The organism is Cobetia sp. D5 (assembly GCF_035666195.1).
Classification (GTDB): Bacteria; Pseudomonadota; Gammaproteobacteria; order Pseudomonadales; family Halomonadaceae; genus Cobetia; species Cobetia amphilecti.
On the sequence record NZ_CP142020.1, the window covers coordinates 510,868 to 525,652 of the forward strand.

10 protein-coding genes and 1 tRNA gene are annotated in these 14,785 nt (G+C 63.3%); 2 read left to right on the plus strand and 9 right to left on the minus strand.

The annotated features are described in order from the left end of the window. Nucleotides 1-5: 5 nt before the first annotated feature. From U0O11_RS02245 to U0O11_RS02280, 8 genes are all read right to left on the minus strand, one after another. Nucleotides 6-950, minus strand: a complete 945-nt coding sequence (locus U0O11_RS02245; protein ID WP_324691463.1) for an ABC transporter substrate-binding protein — start codon at nt 948-950, stop codon at nt 6-8. Nucleotides 951-958: 8 nt separating this feature from the next. Further along, a complete protein-coding gene (locus U0O11_RS02250; RefSeq protein ID WP_279835342.1) occupies nt 959-1,726 on the minus strand; it encodes an ABC transporter ATP-binding protein in 768 nt (255 codons plus the stop codon). 112 nt (nt 1,727-1,838) lie between these two features. After that, nucleotides 1,839-2,606, minus strand: a complete 768-nt coding sequence (locus U0O11_RS02255; protein WP_324691466.1) for an RNA polymerase sigma factor — start codon at nt 2,604-2,606, stop codon at nt 1,839-1,841. Between the two features lie 255 nt (nt 2,607-2,861). After that, a complete protein-coding gene (locus tag U0O11_RS02260) occupies nt 2,862-5,579 on the minus strand; it encodes a GNAT family N-acetyltransferase (RefSeq protein ID WP_324691468.1) in 2,718 nt (905 codons plus the stop codon). Continuing rightward, the gene (locus U0O11_RS02265) at nt 5,576-7,177 is read right to left on the minus strand and encodes a lysine N(6)-hydroxylase/L-ornithine N(5)-oxygenase family protein (RefSeq protein ID WP_324691470.1); all 1,602 of its coding nucleotides are present in this window, start codon (nt 7,175-7,177) and stop codon (nt 5,576-5,578) included. The genes U0O11_RS02260 and U0O11_RS02265 overlap by 4 nt, the downstream gene beginning before the upstream one ends. Then, nucleotides 7,170-8,858, minus strand: coding sequence for a pyridoxal phosphate-dependent decarboxylase family protein (locus U0O11_RS02270; RefSeq protein ID WP_324691473.1), 1,689 nt, complete (start codon nt 8,856-8,858; stop codon nt 7,170-7,172). The genes U0O11_RS02265 and U0O11_RS02270 overlap by 8 nt, the downstream gene beginning before the upstream one ends. Nucleotides 8,859-9,248: 390 nt before the next feature. Further along, the gene (locus U0O11_RS02275; protein WP_324691475.1) at nt 9,249-11,381 is read right to left on the minus strand and encodes a TonB-dependent siderophore receptor; all 2,133 of its coding nucleotides are present in this window, start codon (nt 11,379-11,381) and stop codon (nt 9,249-9,251) included. 277 nt (nt 11,382-11,658) lie between these two features. After that, nucleotides 11,659-12,363 (minus strand): hypothetical protein, encoded by a 705-nt coding sequence (locus U0O11_RS02280; protein ID WP_043333134.1) that lies wholly within the window; start codon nt 12,361-12,363, stop codon nt 11,659-11,661. Between the two features lie 208 nt (nt 12,364-12,571). On the opposite strand from U0O11_RS02280, the gene U0O11_RS02285 reads away from it, so the two are divergent. Further along, nucleotides 12,572-12,648, plus strand: a tRNA-Ile gene (locus U0O11_RS02285). A gap of 257 nt (nt 12,649-12,905) precedes the next feature. On the opposite strand, the gene U0O11_RS02290 is transcribed toward U0O11_RS02285, so the two are convergent. After that, nucleotides 12,906-13,463 (minus strand): PRC-barrel domain-containing protein, encoded by a 558-nt coding sequence (locus tag U0O11_RS02290; protein ID WP_052384472.1) that lies wholly within the window; start codon nt 13,461-13,463, stop codon nt 12,906-12,908. A gap of 670 nt (nt 13,464-14,133) precedes the next feature. On the opposite strand from U0O11_RS02290, the gene U0O11_RS02295 reads away from it, so the two are divergent. Then, nucleotides 14,134-14,547: a hypothetical protein gene (locus tag U0O11_RS02295; protein ID WP_216060091.1), complete on the plus strand. Its 414-nt coding sequence runs from the start codon at nt 14,134-14,136 to the stop codon at nt 14,545-14,547. Nucleotides 14,548-14,785: the final 238 nt, after the last annotated feature.

Consider the following 14,785-nt stretch of genomic DNA (forward strand, 5'->3'; position numbering starts at 1 on the left):
CTTTCTCAGTGGTTGCCATCGGTGGTCTCCCCCTCAAGTGCCGCCTCATCATCAATCAGATGGCTGGCAAGCAGTGCGGCGAAACGATTGGCCGAGGGCAGGGCGCCGAAGCTCCAGACCGGCGGCAGGAACAGCGGCGCCGAGGCCTGGCTGTTCTCACGCACGCCCGGCATGGCCTGCCAGAGACCGTTATGTGCCAGTGCCTGGTGTCCGCCGGGCGGCAGCGGCTCCACCACCACCATGCGGCCCTTCAGCGTCACCAGTTTCTCGAGACTGACGGTGGCGAAGCCCCAGGCGTTGGTGTCCCCTTGCCAAGCGTTGTCGATGCCCATGCGCTCGATCACGGCCTGGAACAGGCTGTTGTCGCCGAAGATGCGCACATGGCGGTCATCCATGAATTGCACCATCAACAGCGGCAGGGGCGATTGACCCTTGCGTGCCGCCTGCTGGCGCAGCGCGGCGTTGTAACCGGCCAGGCGAGCGGTGCTCAGGCGAATCAGCTGTTCGGCCTGTGGCTCGCGCTGCGTCAGCTTGCCCAGCTGGCGGGTCGCCTTGACCAGTGTCTGCCAGGTGTCGGCGTCCGGGGTATAGATGGCGATGCTGGTGACCGGCGCGATGGCCGACAGGCGCGGCGCAAGGCTGGACAGCATCGGGCTGATCAGGATATCGGCGGGGGCAAGGGCGGCCAGCTGCTCCAGACTCGGCTGGGTGCGCAGGCCGAGATCCCGCGTGCCCTGCGGCAGCGCCGGTTGATCCACCCAGCTTGCGTAGGTCGCGACCTGGCCTACGCCCATGGCGCGCACTCCGAGTCCGGTCAGGGTCTCGGCCAGGGTCCAGTCCAGCGCCACGATGGGGCGATCGACGAAGCCGGCCGGTGGCCGGGCTGTCTCGTCCGTCGTGGCAGCGCTGGCGGGACCCACCGCCAGCAGGCTCAGACTGATCAGTGCCAACAGCCACTTCATAGCGGCACCGCGATCTGCTGCTGGCTCTGCGGCGGGGTGATCACCTGCATCTCGACGCCGTAGATATCCTTGAGGGTGGCGGGGTTCATCATCGCGTCGGGCGCGCCTTCGGCCAGCACCTTGCCGCCGTGCAGCGCCACCAGGCGGTCGCAGTAACGCGCCGCCAGATTGATGTCGTGCAGCACGATGATGATGCCCAGCCCGAGGGTGTGGCTCAGGTGCGAGACCAGCTCCATCACCTCGATCTGATGGGCGATATCCAGCGCCGCCAGCGGTTCATCCAGCAGTAGATAACGACTGCCCTGGGCCAGCAGCATGGCCAGCCACACGCGCTGACGTTCGCCACCGGAAAGGGTATCGACCTGCTGTTCGGCGAAGGCTTCGGTGTGGGTCAGCGCGATGGCGCGCTCGATGGCTTCTTCATCCTTGGGGCCGGGACGGCCGAGCAGGCCGTGCCACGGATAACGGCCGAAGGCGACCAGCTCGCGGCCGGTCAGCGCTTCGGCCGCCGGCAGATGCTGCGGCAGGTAGGCCACCGCCCGCGCGAATTCCCGACTGCCGAACTGCGAGAGCGGGCGATCGTCCAGCGCCAGCTTGCCACTGGTCGGGGTGTTCTGACGTGCCAGCAGCTTGAGCAGTGTCGACTTGCCGGAGCCATTGTGGCCGATCAGGCCATGCACCTGGCCGGGGGCGAAATCGAGAGACTGCGTCTTGAGCAGGCAGCGCTCGCCGAGGTCAAAGCGCAGGTGGTCGAGAGTGAACATGAAAGCATCGTCATCCGTGGTCAGGGCGTCAGGCTAGGGCGTCAGGCTAGGGGCGATTCATTCTGGGCGACATGACGCGGAGACGTTCGCCCATCCGTGCTCCGCGGGGCCATCAGTGCTGATCGCCTCTTGTTGTCGGGATGTCATCACGCCGGCTTCGTCGTCGCGCCTTGCCGGGCGCGGCTGACGTTTGGCGCACGGCTGGCGGCGAATCCGCGGTGTCCTGTTGGCTGGCGGCGCAGTCGCGGCTGACTTCATTGCGATAACAGCCCGCCGCGGCCAGCCGCATCTCGCAGTGCTGCTGCGCCTGGGTGACGTAGCGGCCTGCCATGCGCTCGGACACGCCGAGTCGCTCGCCGATCTCGCGCTTGGTCAGGCCCTCGAGGCGATACCAGGTCAGGGCGAGGCGAAAATGGCCCGCCAGCTCGGAGAGTGCCGCATCGACGACCTGCAGCTTCTGGCGGCGCGCCAGGCTTCTCTCCGGGTCCAGATGGGCGGCCGCCACGCGCTCATCGCCCTCGGACACCGATTCGAATTCCGGTGCGCGGGACTGGTGGCGGTGGTGATCGATGATCAGGTTGCGAGCGATGCGAAACAGCCAGGCGCGCGGGTTGGCGGGCCAGTCTCCGGTCAGGCGCAGACGCAGATAGACCTCATGGCTGATGTCTTCCGCCAGCTCATGCGAGCCCAGCTGGCGCACCAGAAAGCCGGTCAGTTCGTGACGATGCTCGGCAAACAGCTGGTCCAGCGAGTGACGGTATTGCTGTGCAGCACAAGCCTGCAGCTCAGCGGGCGTTTCAGCTTCTGGCCCGTGTGCGTCAGGCGTTCGCTCATCCGTGTCGCGATGAGGCCGAACTGGGGGCTTGGCGTGAGAGGACATCCACGGCTCGCAATGAGATCTGTCGTGATGGGAGGGTAATGGTATTGTTGTTACGAATCATTATCAATGATTGAGTGTCAGACACGCCAAGGACCGCCCCCGTGCATGACGAGGGCGGTCCCGGTGCTGCTTGGTCGTAGTTAGCTGGTCGTAGTTTGCTGGTCTTGGCTGACGGGTCGTAGCTGACGCGGCTTAGCTGACAGGTCATGGCGATCACCAGGTCATCGCGACCTGGTGATAGCCAAGCGTCACCGCCTAGCGGCGGGCGAAGGCCGCGATGGGGTTATCCAGCTCGCCCTTGAGCTGCAGGGCGCCGGACGGATCGGTGAGATCGACCATCTGCTGGTTGTTGCGCAGCTGCAGGCGGTTGAGGCACGACAGCGTGAAGCGCGGTGCGAACAGATCATGGCGCGCGAACTTGTCGGCCATCTCCGGATGGGCGTCCTGATAGTCATGGATGCAGGCCGCGACGCGAGACCAGAAGGCCTCCTCCGTCATCACCTGCTCGCGCACCAGCAGCGGTACCGCGAAGCGGAAGATGCAGTCGAAGACATCGGTGAGCAGCGACAGGATACGGATCGGTTCCGGCACCTCGACCACCAGACGCTCGACCCCTTCCGGCAGTTCGAGTGCACGGGTCTCCTCGGTGGCGAACAGCGCCGCTTCCTCGGCAATGTCCTTCATCAGCGCACCACATGGCACGCCATCGCGCAGACGCATGATCAGGTTCTCGCCGTGCGGCATGAACACCAGGTCGTGCTTGAAGTAGCAGTGCAGCAGCGGCGTCATGTAAGCCGTCAGCCACTTGTCGATCCACGCTTCGGCGCCGATGCCGGAACGCTCGATCAGCGCCGGCAGCAAGGCCTTTTCATCGTTGTCGACATGCAGCAGCGCCGCCATGGTCATCAGGCGCTCGCCCTCGTCCTTGACGTCTTCCGGGCTCTCGCGCCACAGGCTGGCCAGCATCTTGCGATAGCCGACGGCCGCCGGGTCCGCGTCTTCCAGCACATCATCGCGATAACCGATGGCCGCGACTTCACGCAGCAGGCGGAAGCCCCACTTCTCGAAGGATGGGTCCGAATCGATCAGGCCCTGCAGCCACTGATTGATGACCGGAGTGGCACGCATGTAATAGGGCGACAGGCCGCGCATGAAGCCCATGTTGAGGATCGACAGCGCGACCTTCACATAGCGGCGATTCGGCTGATTGCGGTTGTAGAGCGTGCGGATCGACTGCTGCGCCTGATAGCGGTCCTCCCCCAGGCCGAGACAGACGATGTGCTGACTGGCGATCTCGGCGGCGAAGGTGATCGCCAGCTTGTGGCTCCACTGCCACGGGTGCACCGGCATCATCAGGTAGTCGGAGGGCGCAAGGCCCTTCTCGGTCAGCTGCTGTTCCAGGCGGGCGAGTTCGGCTTCACCCAGCTCTTCCTCGAGCAGACGGCGCGGATCGAGACCATCCACGGCCGAGTAATGGGCGTTGTCGCGATGCACGGCGATCCACACCAGCGAGAACGGCTGCGCGGCTTCCGGCGCGTAGGCGCGATAGTCCAGCGCATCGAAGCCCATGCGGCCATTGTTGGCGACGAAGCACGGATGGCCTTCGCTCATTGCCGATTCCAGGGTCTGGAAGGAGGCACCTGCCAGCACGCGGGCGGACTGATTCTCGCGCACGGCGCGCTGCATCTTCCAGGCGCTGGAGGCGAGCGTGGCGCTGACCTCCTCGAGATAGACCGGCAGCAGACGCGGCGGAATCTCCAGCACGTCATTGAGTTCCAGAATCAGCTCACGCGCGTCCAGCGGCAGGGCGTTGCCGTCGGCATCCAGACGCTGAATGGAGGCGGCATCGATCAGCCAGTGATCGAGCTGGAAACGGCGCGCCACGAAGCGATATTCCGCCGCGCGGCGGCTGACCGGCGGCGTGTCGCTGACCTGCGCTGCCAGCGGCAGGCGGAAGTGATGCCAGTTGTCATGGCTCTGGCAGGCGGTGCGGGTGCCGCAGTAATCGGCGCATTGCGGGTGGATCAGACGCTCGTGGCTGAACTCGGCCAGCGCCTTGCGCACCAGCAGGCGATTGGCCTGCTGCCAGTCCGGCCCGGTGAGATGCTGGCTGGCCGCGGCCGGGTTGGCGGTCACGCCGCGGTCCAGGCGCGGGCTGCGGCTGGCCAGGGCGGCGCGGAAGTCCTGCGGGGTGCAGAAGCACAGGCGCGCCGGCTTGCCGTCGAGATCCAGCGGGCCATGATCGACGAAGCCCACCGCGGCATTCAGCGGATGAATGGCGCGATTGCGGCTGTCCGGCTCCACCACCACACGGGACACGGGACGGACTGCATCTTTCCCTTCATCGGCATGCTCATCGCGGAACTGGCCGGCGAAGATCATCGCCATGATCGATTCGATCACCGCCCGCGAGAAGCCGCTGATGGGGGCCTGGTCCTCGCTGCGCGGCGCGACGAGGAAGTGCATGCCGAAGTCGCCGGGCTGCACACTGTAATGCTTGCCGAGCGGGTCGTGCGCCGGGTCATAGAGCTCGACCAGAAAGGCCGGCTGGTCGTTGTAGAAACCGACCCAGCCCTGGGCGTGCTGGCTCTCTTCCAGGCCCTGGTAGAAGTCGTACTTGGTGGTGATGAGGTCATCACTCATGCCCCAGAAGCTGGCGCGTTCGCCGCTGGTCCACTCATCCACCATCGCCATGTCGGCGGCAAGGTCGAGCGGGCGCAGCGCGAATTCGGCGCGCTCGCTGGTGCTGTCGTCCTGCGGCTTGCGCAGGCGAGCCTGGGCTTGCTCCAGCTCCACCGCGCGGCGGGTGAAGCGCGTTCCCGGTGCCGGGCTGAGCAGATTGATCGTTGCGGGCGCGGCGAGTGAGGTCGTCCCGAACACCTGCTGTGACGGGGTCGCTGCACTGTGAGAACTTGCCGCGCTGCTGGACTGTTCGGCGCTTGCAGCGCTGGTGATGTCGACTGGCATGTTCATGCGGTGGTCTCCCGGTGTTGCGGTGCAGCGGTGTGATTCGTGTCGGCCTGGGGGGCAGAGGCGGTGCCGGCAGAAGAGCTGACGGCAGAGGATGGGCCGGTAGATGAGCTGACGGTAGAGGATGGGCCGGCGTGAATATCCGTCTCGCCGTAGGGCAGGTGTGCAGCGGGCAGCGGTGTGAAGCCATTGCCACAGCCCTTTTCAGAGCCGGGCGCGCCGAAGCTCTGGAAGGCGATGCGGCGCTCGATGGTATAGACCTCACGACCGGTGATGGCGCGCAGGATGCAGCTGTTGCGATAGCAGGCCATGCCCAGGTCCGGCGCGGCCAGCGAGTGGGTATGCAGCTCGGCATTCTGGACGAAGATCTCGCCGGCGAACGGTGATTGATCGCCCTCGTTGCCGTCGGCATCCGCGGTGCTTTGCGTGTCGACGGCGTAGAAGCGACCGACGGCGTAGCGGCCTTCCTCGTCACGACGAATGCGTGACTCGATGCTGCGCAGGAAGGGCGGTGCCACGTAGTGATAGCCCGTGGCCAGCACCACGGCGCTGGTGTCATGACGCCAGGCCTGCTGCTGTTCGCGCTGATAGAGCCCCAGCGTGAAGTCGCCGTCGGTCTCTTGCTTGTTCAGCGAGGTCAGTTCGGTATTGGTCATCAGGGTGGTAGGCACCACGCCTTGCAGCTGCTTGGCGTAGAGGGTGTCGTAGATCTCGTCGATCAGCTCGAGATTGATGCCCTTGTAGAGGCCCTTCTGGGTCGCCAGCAGGGTGTTGCGCTGCTCACGCGGCAGGGCGTGGAAGTAATCGATGTAATCCGGCGAGGTCATCTCCAGCGTCAGCTTGCCGTATTCCAGCGGGAAGAAGCGCGGCGAGCGCGTGATCCAGTTGAGCTGGTAGCTGTGCTGGTCGATCTCGCGCAGCAGGTCGAGATAGATCTCGGCGGCGCTCTGGCCGGAGCCGATGATGGTGATGGTCGGCTGAGAGGTCAGTTCCTCCTTGCGCGCCAGATAGTGGGCGTTGTGGCACACGCGGCTGCCCGCGACCGGCACCACGTCACGCACGGTATCGGCGGCTTTCGGCAGGTAGGGCTGGGTGCCGGTGCCCAGCACCAGCTTGCGTGCGCGATAGGCGAAGGCTTCGCCGGTGCTGGGGCGAGTGCCGCGCACGACATAGATGTCGCCGACATGCTGGATGTCCTGGACGTCGTGATCGAAGCGCAGGCAGCTCAGCTCGCGCGCCGCCCACTGGCAGTACTGGTTGTACTCGCGACGCAGCAGGAAGAAGTCTTCGCGGATGTAGAAGTTATAGAGCTTGTCATGCAGCTTCAGATAGTTGAGGAAGCTGAAGTGGCTGGTCGGGTCGGCCAGCGAGACCATGTCCGCCATGAAGGGCGTCTGCATGCTGGCATCTTCCAGCAGCATGCCCGGGTGCCAGTCGAACTCGGCCTTGCGCTCGAGGAAGACGCCCTGGACGTCTTCCAGCGGCTCGCTCAGGCAGGCAAGGCTGAGGTTGAAGGGGCCGATGCCGATGGCAACGAAATCCAGCACATCATCGCGCGCTTCCAGAGTGTCTGTGACGTGAGGGTTCGAGGTGTCATGCATGACGGCTTTCCTTGGCTTCTGTGGTGTGACTGCGACGGCTGGCGGCCGGAATGTCGGCCAGTGGTGCGCCATGGTTCGGTTGGGCGGTGGTGCTGACGGCAAGATGATGCGCCTTGACCAGCGCCTGGCCGTGCTGGCGGATCAACTCGACCACGGCGGCCAGGTCTTCCTGGCGCGTTTCCGGATTCAGAAGAGTGAACTTCAGGTACTGACGGCCCGAGACCTTGGTGGCGGCGACGATGGCCTCACCGCTGCGTGACAGGCGCTTGCGGATCTCGCGGTTCAAGGCGTCCCACTGCTCGGCGCTGAGGGTCTCTTCACTGGCGTCATGGAAGCGGAACACCAGGGTGCTGAGCTCCGGCGCCTGGACGACATCGATGTCCGGCGCCGCCTCGAGCAGCTGGTAGCCCTCGCGGGTGAGATCGATCACGCAATCGAGCATGTCGCCGAGGGCGTCGGCGCCCATCAGGCGCAGTGTCATCCACAGTTTCAGGGCGTCGAAACGGCGCGTGGTCTGCAGACTCTTGTTGACCTGATCCGGCGTGCCTTCGCGGGCCTGAAGCTCCGGGTTGAGGTAGTCGGCGTGATAGGTGACGTGGCGCAGCTGGGTGCGATCACGTACCACGCAGGCACTGCAGCTGACCGGCTGGAAGAAGGTCTTGTGGTAATCGATGGTGACGGAGTCCGCCATCTCGGTGCCCTTGAGCCAGTGACCGTGGCGGCGAGAAGTGATCAGACCGCCGCCATAGGCGCCATCGACATGGAACCAGATGCCGCGGGCGTGGCATTCACGACCGATGGCCTGCAGCGGGTCGATGCTGCCGAAGTCGGTGGTACCGGCAGTGGCGACCACGGCCATCGGGATCAGGCCTTCGGCGCGGGCGTTGTCGAGGGCGTCACGCAGGGCCACGGGGTCCATGCGGCGGCGCTCATCCACGGCGACGGGGATGACGGCATTGTGGCCGAGACCGAGCAGGGCACAGGCTTTCTGCAGACTGAAATGACTGATGCCGGAGGCGAAGACGCGCAGGCGTCCGGCTTCCGGCGGCAGGCCGTGGGTCTGGTTGCCGGGGTGGTTGGGCAGCTTCTCGCAGACCGCATCACGCGCCAGCAGCAGTGCCATCAGGTTGGATTGGGTGCCGCCGCTGGTGAAGATGCCATCGGCGGTCGGGCCCAGACCCAGGCGCTCGGTGGTCCAGTCGATCAGGCGCTGCTCGATCAGGGTGCCGCCGGCGCTCTGGTCCCAGGTGTCGAGTGAGGAATTGATCGCGCCCAGCAGGCTCTCGGCCCACACGCCGGGCAGCACGACCGGGCAGTTGAGGTGCGCGATGTAGCGGGGGTGATGGAAGTAGACGGCATCCTTCAGGTAGAGCGACTTGAGCTCCTCCAGACCGGCTTCGAGGTTCTCGAGGGGCGTCTCGAGATCGAGGTCGGCAAAGGCCGGACGCAGGGCCTCCGGGGTGATGCCACTGAACGGCTGCTGGACACTGTCGAGCTGTTCAGCCACCAGCTGGCTGATGCGGTCCATGCCTGCCTGCCAGGCATCCATGTTGGCAGGCGAGAACAAGGCGGCGCGCGTCGTGCTGGACAGTGAGCGCGCACAGGCGTCGGTCTGGGCGTCAGACACGGAGGACCCTGCGGCAGCGCCGTAGGTGGCGGCGGAATCTTGAAGGCTGTGCATTACATAACCTTATGCGAATGTTCGCAGATAAAGACTTGGAAGAGACTCGCAGCCAGCTGGGACAGATGGCTCAGGTGCGAGGACCAGTCAGGACATTCATCAAGTGCCGCGTTTGCGGTCGTTGTTGTTGGTGAAGCTGTTGGCAAAGCCGTCGGCGTGGTCAGTCACGTCTGCCGTGGGCATCGGCAGAGTGAGTCGTCACCGAGCACCCCTGTGTCGGGCAATCTCGGTGGCCGGCAATCCCGGTGGCCGGCAATCCCGGTGTCATGTGCTGGACACGCCAGAGCTATCAGACGATGAGGGGTTCAGGGCGATGGTGCCGGCGACATCCTTGCCGCCGGCGGGTCGTGCGGGTCGATTCAGAATCGACGGACTGCGGAGTTTTCGAGATCAGAAATCATAGGTCAGTGTCGCGGTCATGCTGCGCTCGGCACCGTAGTAGCAGAAGCTGGTGTTGTAGCAGGACGCGATGTATTCCTTGTCGAACAGGTTGCTGACGTTGAGCTGCACGCTGGTGCCGCTCCAGCCGATCTGGCTCAGATCGTAGCCGACCAGGGCATCGACCAGCGCGTAGTTCGGCACCTTCTCGGTGTTCTCGGAATCCGCCCACATGTCGGCGTAGTAGCGCACGCCGAGGCCGGCATTCAGCCCCGTGAGCGGGCCTTCATTGAAGGCGTAGTCACCCCAGACGCTGACCTGGTGCTTGGGCACCTGGTTGGCATCGTTGCCTTCGGTGCCATCTTCCGCCTTGGCATAGGTCACGTCGGTGTAGCTGTAACCGGCCTGCAGCGCGAAGTCGCGGGTCACCTGAGTGCGGGCTTCCAGCTCCAGGCCCTGGGACTCGATTTCACCGTAGGCGGTGTAGTAGCTGTCTTCCGGGTCCTTGGAGGCGACGTTTTCCTGATTGATGCGGAACAGCGAGACGCTGTACTGATCACGCGTGCCGTTGGGCTGGTACTTCATACCGACCTCGACCTGCTTGCCGGTGGTCGGGTCGAGCAGGTCGCCGTCTTCATCGGTGTAGGAGTTCGGCGAGAAGGACGTGGAGTAGCTGACATAGGGCGAGATGCCGTTGTCGAAGCCGTAGATCAGGCCGATGCGGCCGCTCATCTCGTTGTCGTTCAGCTCACTGGTGGTGTTGTAGTCACGATCGGTGTTCTTGATGTTGACCCAGTCCTGACGCAGGCCGGCGGCCAGGTTCCAGCGACCCCAGCTGATCTGGTCCTGCAGGTAGACACCGGTCTGGTCCAGTTCACGCTTCTGGTTCTCGGAGGCATAGATGGAGACATCGGCATCGCTGCTGCTGGAGACATCAAGCGTGCTGGCGGTGCCGTATTCCCAGTCCACGTCATTGGTGCGCGTCTGATAGTCGGCACCGAACAGCAGGGTGTGATCGAAGGCGCCGGTGGAGAAGCGGCTCTCCAGCTGGTTGTCGACGGTCCAGGCGCGCAGGCTTTCTTCGCCGCCGGAGTAGTAGCGGGTCAGCTCGGTGTCCGAGGCCCAGCCATAGGCGTAGACCTGCTCGAGGTCCACATCGGAGCGCAGATAGCGGAATTTCTGGCGTGCGGTGACAGCGTCATTGAAGCGGTGCTCGAAATCGTAACCGAGCATGCGTTCGGTGCGATCGAACTCTTCGTAGTCCTCGTCACCTTCGTAGAAGTCGTTGCCGAGCTTGGTGCCGTTGTAGCTGACCACCGTGCCTTCATAGGGCAGGCCGGAGTGGTAACCGCCTTCCGGGTCCTTCTGGAAGTAGCCCATCAGGGTGACGGTGGTGTCGTCGGTGACATCCATGGTGATCTGCGGCGAGAAGGCGTAACGCTCTTCCTCGACGGAGTCGACCTGGGTGTCCTCGGCACTGGCGAGGCCGGTCAGGCGATAGGCGATGCGCTGCTCGTCATCCAGCGGGCCGGTGAGGTCGAAGGCCGCGCTGCGTTCGTTGTCGTCGCCGACGGTGAAGCGGACCTGGCCGGAGTCCTGGAACTCGGGGCGCTTGGACTGCATCGCGACCAGACCACCCGGCGAGGAGCGACCGTAGAGGACGGAAGATGGCCCTTTCACCACCTCGATGCTGTCGAGGAAGTAGGGGTCGATGGTCATCGAGCTATAGGAGCCCGAGTCACCCATCAGCTTCAGGCCATCCAGGAAGGTGTTACTGACACTGCCGTCGGAGAAGCCACGCAGCACCAGATAGTCATAGCGGTTGGAGGCACCGATCTGGTTGGTGAAGACGCCCGGCGTGTAATCCGCGGCACGCTGTACCGTCTCGGCTGCGCGCTTGTCGATATCGTCGCGCGTGATGGTGGAGACGGCCTGGGGGGTTTCCAGATAGCCGGTGTCGGTCTTGGTAGCCGCTGTGGTGGTCACCGTCATGGTGTCGAGGGTCTCGTCCTGAGACTCACGGTGGTCGGCCGCCATGGCCTGACCGGCGAAGGGCAGGCCAAGGCCAATCGCCAGTGCCAGAGGGTGCCTGGGCAGGGTCATCAGCAGGGAGCGAGTGGCTTTATGTGCGGCGGAGTCTTTCATGAGCGCGGTGTTCCATCCGGAATGATTTATATAGGAATGATTCTTGTTCGTCGTTCTCTCCTGTGGGTAGACGTTCAGATGACAGCTTTCTGAACCATGAATGAGAATTATTTTTATCATTCTCTTATGTCGTGGTGTCATGAGGGCTGACCATCGCCGTCATGCGCGCTCTCGCTGGCTGGCGCAGGCCGTTATCCTCGGCTGCTAGCGACACAAAAAAACCGCCCCGTGGGGCGGTTCTAATGACGCGATGCGCAGGCTCGCGCTGTGCTGAAGGTTACTGGTCGACCATCTCGCCCTGCAGCGTGACGGGAATGTCGCCTACCAGCTTGCCGTAGCCCAGCAGGTTGAGCAGGGTGCTGCCGACCTGATTCCTGGCGACTTCTGCACTGTCCAGTGAGATGGGGTCGGCGTTGATGAAGGTCAGGTGGGTGGCATCCTGACGGGTGACCTCCAGCGGCAGGGTCTCGCGGTGGGTGCGGTTGCCATCGGTGGCCGAGAAGGGCACCTGCATGCGCGTCGTCTGGCCGGGTTCCAGCGCCGCGATGGCCAGCGGGTCAAGATTCAGGGTCAGCGTGGCCAGGCGCATCTGGCTGACGCCGGACAGCCACGGCGGCAGCTCGCCGACCTTGTCGAGCAGATCGGTCTGGCCGACGCTCAAGGGAATGCTCATCTTGCCGTCATCTCCCACGGTGCCGCTCAGGCCATTGAGGTGATGCACGTGCTCCACATTGCCCTGGCTGCCCTGCGCGGTCAGCGTCGCGGTGGCGCCGCTGCTGTCGGGCACCAGCTGCCAGGCGGCCTGTGTCGGCAGGCTGACACCGATACCGCTCATGGCGAAGGCCAGTGCCGCGGCCTTGATCGGGGCACCGAAGCGGCTTTTGGCGGCTGTGGCGGTGAGGCGGCTGGCGGGTTTGCCGGTCGAGCGACGCGCAAGCGTGCGACTCAGGGCGCGGGTCCAGCGAGAGAAAGGCAATGACATGTCATGACTCCTGATGGCCAGGGGCTTGATCGGGCGAGGCCCGCCATGAGCGCCTGGAAAAGATTCGATGCTGCAGATGGGACATTGGACAGGCGGCGGCTCCAAGGGTTCGCGACACTCGTCGCAGCCGGGAGGGGAGAATCGCTATGTTGTTGAGTTTTCGGGCTTTCCCGAGGCTCATGCTTTCGCTATCATATGCGCGCTGCATGGGCCCATAGCTCAGTTGGTTAGAGCACTCGACTCATAATCGATTGGTCGCAGGTTCAAGTCCTGCTGGGCCCACCATGCATGCATGCCAGTGGGGTTCATTCAGCTGATGCTCAAAAGCTTCAGTGCCCCCACAAGTCGCCAATGGCGGCTTTTTTTGTGCCTGCCATTCCGGCCTTTCTTGCTGTTCTTTCCCTTCTTTCCCCCACCAGTGCATCAATGGCGTGATTTCTCGTGTTCCTGAACCACGAACGCCCCATGCCGTGGGGCATGAGGCGTTTTCCTCTGCATTGGCGCGGATCATCCGGTTCGGGTGATCTCTTGCAGGGTCGCTATCACTGAGTCTCTTCTTCCATTTCCTGCTCAGTGTCATTGGCGGCACCGCTGATGGCGTTGCCGGCGGTGGTCAGCGCATTGGCGGTCGCCTGACGAGTGTCCTGCCAGGCGCTGGCAGCGGTGTTCTTGGTTTCATCCCAGGCCGCTGCGGCGCTCTTGCGCGTGTCCTGCCACCAGTCGGTGGTGTAGTTCGGCTGCTGCTCGAACTCGCTCACATCCATGTCGAGGTGGATGCGGTATTCCAGGGCATCCAGATCATCGCCCTGTTCGGTCTCGAGGGTGAACTTGCCCGTTTCCACGACGTACTGGTTCTCGTCCAGCCCCATGGAGTCATCGCTTTCGACGACCAGAGCGGCGACCTGCATGTTGTCGTCGAGCAGGATGTCCTCGACTTCACCGATCACGTTGTTGTCATCGTTCTGCAGGTAGACGTCGGCATCCATCAGCTCATCTGCGGAGTAGAGCCCCTGCGGACTGGCCATGGCCATGCTGGTAGTGGACAGCAGTGTGGTCGCGGTGATCGCCCCCAGAATCTGTTTGCGGTTCATATTGCTCATGCCGTACTCCTTGCGTGTTGAATCGGTACTTCTGGTCCGGTCCCTCAAGCGCTTCCTTCTCGCTCGTGGCGCAAATGATTCGCCAGAACCATGACCCTACCCACTGAGATCCTGACGAGACCGACAAGTTTCAAGGGGGGGTGAAAGAAAAACTTGTACGAGAATTCCTCTGTCTGTCACATGCAAGGTGTAAAGGGGCAATGTCGTCGTGCCAAGAGAGTGGGGTTTCTGGTGCTCCGTACCTGTCGCGAACAGGCCGCCCGCACGCGCTCTGTCAGCAGGGTCCTGACGAAGGGGCGAGTAGAGGGGGCGAGCAGGGAGGTGAGGTTTTGAAGGATCGCTTGGATGCCAAGGCCCGCGCCCTTCAAGGCAAGAAGTCGAGACAAGGCACGTGGATATGCCGCAATCAGTGCGCGTTCAAGGCTTTTTCTGCTCGCTGATTGGCTGCCTGAAGAGTGGAGCAAGATGTTTTTGCACGTCAAAAGAGGCTTTTTTGTAGCGAAGTGTTACACGGCTCTGGCGGGGCGTTCTCGTGCCACAGCGGGCGCATGGGGAGAGGTAAACGCTTGATCAGCGCACACGAAAGCGCCTGCCAATGCGTCTACATTAGCTATACAGATACGTTCTGATACGCGTTAAAACTTGTACAAAGTTTTGGAAGTGTCTAACTTTGCAACTGTCGAAGCACGGCGGGGCAGGCAGGAGATCACCTGATACAACATTGATGGAGCCGCAGAGTCGCTTTTTCAATCCCTTGTCAGGTTGCCGCAAGTTTTCACATCGTCATGTCGCCCGCTCCACCGGTTTCGAGCACAAGGTTTTCATCATGGATCCAATGGAGGGCATCGAGATGAACACAGTACGCAAGGTTCCCATGGAGTGTTCACGCTGTGGCAGCAACCGGGTTCACCTCGAAGATTCCCCGGCAGATGATGACATCGTCAGTTGTGCAGAATGTGATGAGTTTCTGGGTGTCTGGTTCATGTTGCGTGATCGCCTTGAAGTCAGTGCCCGCAAGCGAGCTGCGATTGACCCGGCCCTGATGGCGCAGAAGGTGGTCCAGCAGCTGGACGCCTCGGCCTGAAGCAAGCGCCTGTAAGGCCCAGTGTTCGCCAGTGCGTGTGAGGGCGCACAAGAATTTTTACCTCAGTGCCAGTCGGATTCGCTGTTTCGCCCTGGTCGCGGGCTTGTTGCCCAAGGCAACGAAACTGAATATCTGGCACTGCAGGTGGAGTCGAGATTTCCGTGATACCGCTGACGACTGTTCAGCGTCCTGGTCGACCTGCGGCGAGCCGCGTTGCTTCCGCGATAGGTCCTGTTCT

Bases quoted from the DNA above. Each gene is read 5' to 3' on its own strand.
- U0O11_RS02250 (WP_279835342.1), bottom strand. From the start codon at position 1,726: ATGTTCACTCTCGACCACCTGCGCTTTGACCTCGGCGAGCGCTGCCTG.
- U0O11_RS02255 (WP_324691466.1), bottom strand. From the start codon at position 2,606: ATGTCCTCTCACGCCAAGCCCCCAGTTCGGCCTCATCGCGACACGGAT.
- U0O11_RS02260 (WP_324691468.1), bottom strand. From the start codon at position 5,579: ATGAACATGCCAGTCGACATCACCAGCGCTGCAAGCGCCGAACAGTCC.
- U0O11_RS02265 (WP_324691470.1), bottom strand. From the start codon at position 7,177: ATGCATGACACCTCGAACCCTCACGTCACAGACACTCTGGAAGCGCGC.
- U0O11_RS02270 (WP_324691473.1), bottom strand. From the start codon at position 8,858: ATGCACAGCCTTCAAGATTCCGCCGCCACCTACGGCGCTGCCGCAGGG.
- U0O11_RS02275 (WP_324691475.1), bottom strand. From the start codon at position 11,381: ATGAAAGACTCCGCCGCACATAAAGCCACTCGCTCCCTGCTGATGACC.
- U0O11_RS02280 (WP_043333134.1), bottom strand. From the start codon at position 12,363: ATGTCATTGCCTTTCTCTCGCTGGACCCGCGCCCTGAGTCGCACGCTT.
- U0O11_RS02290 (WP_052384472.1), bottom strand. From the start codon at position 13,463: ATGAGCAATATGAACCGCAAACAGATTCTGGGGGCGATCACCGCGACC.